General features: G+C 43.9%; 8 protein-coding genes and 1 pseudogene. 4 read left to right on the top strand and 5 right to left on the bottom strand.

What is annotated here, in order from left to right; all coding sequences use genetic code 11:
- The first annotated feature begins 142 nt into the window (after nucleotides 1–142).
- The 4 genes from BCT49_RS02470 to BCT49_RS02455 all read left to right on the top strand — a co-directional run bounded on the left by BCT49_RS02470 (nucleotide 143) and on the right by BCT49_RS02455 (nucleotide 2,402).
- Nucleotides 143–910, top strand: a complete 768-nt coding sequence (locus tag BCT49_RS02470) for a transcriptional regulator (RefSeq protein WP_102434011.1) — start codon at nucleotides 143–145, stop codon at nucleotides 908–910.
- A gap of 47 nt (nucleotides 911–957) precedes the next feature.
- A complete protein-coding gene (locus BCT49_RS02465; protein WP_198595807.1) occupies nucleotides 958–1,287 on the top strand; it encodes a hypothetical protein in 330 nt (109 codons plus the stop codon).
- 55 nt (nucleotides 1,288–1,342) lie between these two features.
- Nucleotides 1,343–1,579, top strand: a complete 237-nt coding sequence (locus BCT49_RS02460) for a hypothetical protein (protein ID WP_102434009.1) — start codon at nucleotides 1,343–1,345, stop codon at nucleotides 1,577–1,579.
- A gap of 241 nt (nucleotides 1,580–1,820) precedes the next feature.
- Nucleotides 1,821–2,402 carry a DUF2913 family protein gene (locus BCT49_RS02455; RefSeq protein WP_102434008.1) on the top strand — a complete coding sequence of 194 codons (582 nt, stop codon included), beginning with the start codon at nucleotides 1,821–1,823 and terminating at the stop codon, nucleotides 2,400–2,402.
- 374 nt (nucleotides 2,403–2,776) lie between these two features.
- Here the strand turns inward: BCT49_RS02455 and BCT49_RS02450 are convergent, their stop codons facing one another.
- The 5 genes and pseudogenes from BCT49_RS02450 to BCT49_RS02430 form a co-directional block, all read right to left on the bottom strand.
- Nucleotides 2,777–3,217 (bottom strand): ribonuclease HI, encoded by a 441-nt coding sequence (locus BCT49_RS02450; protein WP_102434007.1) that lies wholly within the window; start codon nucleotides 3,215–3,217, stop codon nucleotides 2,777–2,779.
- Nucleotides 3,218–3,296: 79 nt separating this feature from the next.
- The gene (locus BCT49_RS02445; RefSeq protein WP_076655945.1) at nucleotides 3,297–3,485 is read right to left on the bottom strand and encodes an AlpA family transcriptional regulator; all 189 of its coding nucleotides are present in this window, start codon (nucleotides 3,483–3,485) and stop codon (nucleotides 3,297–3,299) included.
- Between the two features lie 69 nt (nucleotides 3,486–3,554).
- Nucleotides 3,555–4,154 (bottom strand): inovirus Gp2 family protein, encoded by a 600-nt coding sequence (locus tag BCT49_RS02440; protein ID WP_157938595.1) that lies wholly within the window; start codon nucleotides 4,152–4,154, stop codon nucleotides 3,555–3,557.
- Nucleotides 4,091–4,894, bottom strand: a pseudogene (locus BCT49_RS02435) (inovirus Gp2 family protein). Before BCT49_RS02435 ends, BCT49_RS02440 begins: the two are co-directional and overlap by 64 nt.
- Nucleotides 4,895–4,954: 60 nt before the next feature.
- Nucleotides 4,955–5,150 (bottom strand): YagK/YfjJ domain-containing protein (locus BCT49_RS02430; protein WP_133151631.1); only part of this gene is annotated, 196 nt, incomplete at its 5' end.

Genomic DNA, 5,150 nt, shown 5'->3' with positions numbered 1-5,150 from the left:
GATAATGTTAATCGACTCACGCTTTCGCTAAGCCGATTGATGGCGCTTTAACCGTTGGACATTATGTGTCGAACCCACCTCTATTCTCCCGACATTAAATGTCCGACTCCGGTGTGGAGCGCTATGTATTGAGAGAGTAGTCATGAGCAATAAAACCAGCATTGAAGGCTTATCTGCTTTGCTGCACACGCTGATGCTTATTCCTCAACATCGATGGGTCACCGTTAGGGAGTTGCAGCAGCAGTTGGCCCAACTTAATATCCACCGCACCACGCGCAGCATTAAACGCTACCTCGATGAAGTCATTGTGGACGTGTTTAACGTGGAGTGTGATTCGATGAGCATGCCCCATATTTACCGAAAAACATCCGAGCAATTACTGAAGCTAAATAAGCAAGAAATGCTCTATTGGCAACTGACCAACAAGTACTTACAGCCGCTTATTCCTGATGCGCTGAATTATGGACTGGGTCGGCCCTCGGAGAGAGACAAACCCTTACAGGATAAGGCTTCAGTCATTTCAAAAGAACGACTTTGGCTAAGAAAAGTACACCTCAATCTACCTAATACGAGAAGCTGGACTAACAAGCAGCAACAAGTCTTAGGGTCAGTCCATGAAGCATTACTTAACAACCGAATGCTAAAGGTCTCTAGCCAAGCTTTGCAGCAAGAGCGAACGCTCATTGAACCACTGGGACTCTCGGTTCAGTGCGACGCGCTCTTGCTGCTCTTTCGGCTATCCGACCAACATCCAATACACACCGTTGCCTTACCACTCATTGATGAGGCCAGTGTATCGACATTTTCATTTACCTATCCCTCTGACTTCAATGTTGAGCAGTTCATGCTGGCTCACGAAGGAGCCGGCTACCCAGAATTTCACTCACCAATGAGGAGAGTAAACCCATGACCAAACTAAAACATCGACTAAACCAATCGGTTCGATACGCAGTCACGATGGCCCTGTTTATTGGAGCAACAGGATGCACTGAGCAGGAAGAGTCTCCTGAAGCCGTTGCGGATATAGAAGTATCGATCTCCACCAACTCTCATTGGGGAAGCTTAGTCTTTGACCTACAAGCCATTACCGATAACACCTTCATCACCGACGTTGTGATTAACCGAGGTAATTGTCGTATTCCTGCTGGTACGGCCTCAGAGCTATCTAGAAACGTGTCATTGAAGTTCGGGGAAACCTACACGGGATACAGCAACAACTGCACCGTAGACAACGTGAAAGAAATTGAAGTCACTTCAACGGCTGGCACCTTTGTTTACACCTTCTAAACCAAAAGCAATACAAAACAACTCATCTATTTATAACTACCAATAAGGATCAACTATGAAAAACATCACAATAAACACACTTGTTCTACTGGCTACCCTAGTATCACCTTTTGTTTTGGCTCAAGGTGGTGGTTCGCTTGGAGGTAATCCATCGGTAGAAACGGAAGCGGTTAACGTCAGTATAGGCAAATGCACTCAATACAAGCTGGATGTGAAAGCGGCTCTAAACGCAGGTAAACAGGTATCGTCGGTTGCGATACCTAAAGGCTGTGAAGCTATCAAAGAAAAGTAATGCCACCAGCCAAGACTAAAACTGACAATGGGGAGCAATCACGCTCCCCATTTTTTTGCTTCTGTATACCAGCTTCCCTACTAAAACACTTTTGAACATTTCCAGCTCAGTTGCTCCACTAAATTAGCAATTTATGAACGATGATCCGTTATGGAAAATCTCTCCCTGAGTCAGTATTGTGATTGATAAAGAGCAGCGAGCCCCCATATCCTAACAACCAAACAACAACTTTACCTTGGCTATGCAAATCAAACGAGACTTTGACTACTACCACAACCTACACAACGTCATTACCCACGCCTTACTCCACTTGTTGTGTAAAGTGTCAGCATCTCCCCGCTTTGTGCCAGTCACAACGCGTAATGAAATTTTGATAAAACACCTCAAGCCGAAGCTCAGCGATAAGTCATTGTCGAATATTAAAAAAGACATCAAACTGATGCTCAGCGTAGCGAGAAAAAAAAGGGGGAACTTAGAAATGAAACTGCATCAACTCAATTCTCAATCGAATCAAACGAAACTCGTCGGTGCTGAAAAGCTCTATAATCTACTCATACACCTTTATGATGAAGAAGGTATTGAGTCTCGATTGTTTGAAGAATGCAACGAAGCGGAGCTTGGTATTCTTTACATGTTAGAAGAGCAAGTCGAACACGGCTTTGACCAAGAACACAACCAAATAATACCGCTATCGATGCTCATCAAACTAGAACGCGCACCAAAGCTCATCAATACGATTAACGCTCACGGCCTGTTCCTTGCTGAAATGAAAGAGTGGAACGCAAAGACACATCAAGCCCATATTTTAATACACCCAGCTTAATGAGGAGCTGCATCAGGCCAACCAGAGAACGCGTTGTAAGACTCGATGAGCTCGTCTTCCCAAATGTTATTTGGGCATAAATGGAATTAAACAGTTCTCGTAAGCCATCTGCTGCAATTCAACTGGAGCGGTACGGATATCTACAGTAAAACGATATAAACAATAATCTTCGATTTGAAAAAAAGTGCAAACCCTGCCTGTGTATGCCCGTGGGAATCAACTCACATTTAGCAGAACGACCACTAGATCTCTCCCTAAATCGCATCAGCCTACAGATATATGTTATCTATAAAAACGCTTAACGCTACCCTAAAGACAAGGGATAAGACCGCACAGCCTGCTAGCGGTCTTCCAACAAGCTGTGCACCATCTTCTTAATCGGCTTCTGCCGCTTCAACAGCTAACAAGTCTGCCATGTCATTACCCTTATCACCTGAATGGGCTTTGACCTTAAACACCTCTACGTATTTCTTTGAACGCAATTCGTCGATTTGTTGCCATAGATGACGGTTCTTTACTGGCTTCTTATCTGATTTACGCCAACCTTTATCCTTCCAGTTATCTAACCAACCGTTGTAGCCTTTTACACAAAAATCACTGTCTGAGTAAATGACATCGCCATCCTGCGCATACTCTAGACCTTCGATTAAGGCCATTAGCTCTAATTCTGCATTGGTGGTACTGCGTCTAATAGTGATGCTATCTTGATACTCCAGTTCGCCGTGCTCATTAAAGGCTGCAATACCAATTCCACCCTGTGTGCATCCGTGTTGATTGTTCGGTGCCGCGCCATCTACGTAAATTGAATAACTCATTTTATTTCTCTCTCTAATTGAAAAGGGAGCCTTCGTGGGCTCCCTGTTGATGTGGTCAGTATGTTTGCTGTAAATTGGATTATTCTTGGCTCTCTCGTAATCCCAAGCATGATTCCATCCAATCATCAATCTCACCATCAACCCAAGCAACAGCTCTATCTCCAAGGTTGACTGATAATGGAAAGTTACCGTTATTCATTTTTCGGTAAATCGCTGAACGACTTAAAGCCGTTTTCTCCATCACTTCTTTTAACTTTAGAAATCTCATTGGGAATGGTCTCCTGTATTTTGTATATACCCATGAGATAAGCCACCGCTGTAAAAAAGTGCGGTGGGGTTAATCCTCGCTAGAGCCAAAACAGTCATGCTCTTCTACCCATGCCTCAGCTAGACGGCTCATGCGGTGGAATACACTGTTCTTTACTGCGCTACTTTTGCTCTTGCAGCGCGTCCCTAAGCCGTAGTTACCTCGGTCGTTAAATAACACCAATGAACGCTCTTTGCCTTCGTAGTGGCTCTGTACAGCCTCTTGCCATGCCTCTTTAAGGTGGTTGGCTAATTGATTACGTTTATCCCAACAGATAGCGGAGCCAAAGTACTGGTTGTAATCAAACAAGAGTATGACTTGGTAATTGTGTGAGGGGGATTTATCGGCTCGCTTACGCCACGAGTAATAGAGTGAGTCTGTATTTAGTTTCTTTTTAAGCTGGTGGATGTAGTCATTGATGATGGTTAAATCTGTGTCTGGGTGGTCTTTAGGAAGGTATAGCCCCAAATGCATGACTAACGTGAACTCAAACTGCTCTAGTGCCTGTTCAAAGAGGTTGGTCATACTCGTAAGGGCGGATTCATACAGCCCGTACTCACTGTAGATCACGGGATAATCGTTAAAGGTGGTGGAATGGGTGATAGTCGGGGAATTCGGATTATTGGACATGGAACAGTACCTATTGATAGTTGAATGACATAGGTACTGCTTGTGGTGTGATTTTTTAGGTTAGCTACGACTGCAATCAAAACTCGTGCTGCGGTTATCATCGTGTTTGGTGGTGGGCTTCGCGAGACGACTCATTCGATAGAAGAACTCGTTTAGCTGTAACGGGAACGTTTCTGTGTCGGAAGAAAGCTCAAAGCCTTCATTGTTAGGGGAATACGCTAACCCTGAGCATCGTTGGTTAGAATGAGCTTCCATCACCCTATCCCATGTCTTTCTTACTTTTTTGTAGAGAAAACGCCCCAACTATCTCGACCCGTTCCTAAGCTTTGGAAGAGCTCTCGATCAAAGAGCAAGATAAGATGATACTGGCTAGTGGAGTCACACTCCCTCGCCCAGATATAGCGGATCACCGTTTGCGGATGTTGATAGGTGTTATTGGTGTATTTGTTCTTACAGAGTTCATTAGTCTCTAATTCTAAAGTATGAAAGAAATGGGCAAACACCGTTAGGTAATCGCCCCTGAAGTGACTCGGTAGATTGAGGTTGAGGTGAACAGCAAAGAGTCTCGGATATTGATTTAGTGCTTCAGTCAGTACTTGATCGATATCCTCCAAATACTCAAGGATAAGACCACCCTCGTGGTAGTAGAGTGGCTTTCCATTAAACGTTCGGTCATGACTGACGGTGAGGTAGTTAGACGCTTCTGAGTGATGTTGAGTGATGTTGAGTTGGTTTGGCATTCTAGTATCCTGTGGTTTGTTGTTAATCCCACAGGAACTGTCACTACCGTAATTTTTAAACTACTTATGACTATGGCCGAAATTCCGTCTACCGCTACCAAAGTGTTTTGTATCTTCTTTGGCTAAATAACTAATGTGCTTAAATAGCTCATCAAATGCATCGTCAAAGTCATCAGAGTTACGATTCAAGCGATGAATAACCACGCTGTCACTATTCTTCTTCTTTGAGAAATGCACTAATCCATTTGCCTCTTCA

It is taken from the genome of Vibrio lentus (assembly GCF_002875945.1).
GTDB lineage: Bacteria > Pseudomonadota > Gammaproteobacteria > Enterobacterales > Vibrionaceae > Vibrio > Vibrio apostichopi.
Note: the sequence above shows the minus strand (reverse complement) of the source record. Positions and strands in the feature narration are given on the sequence as shown.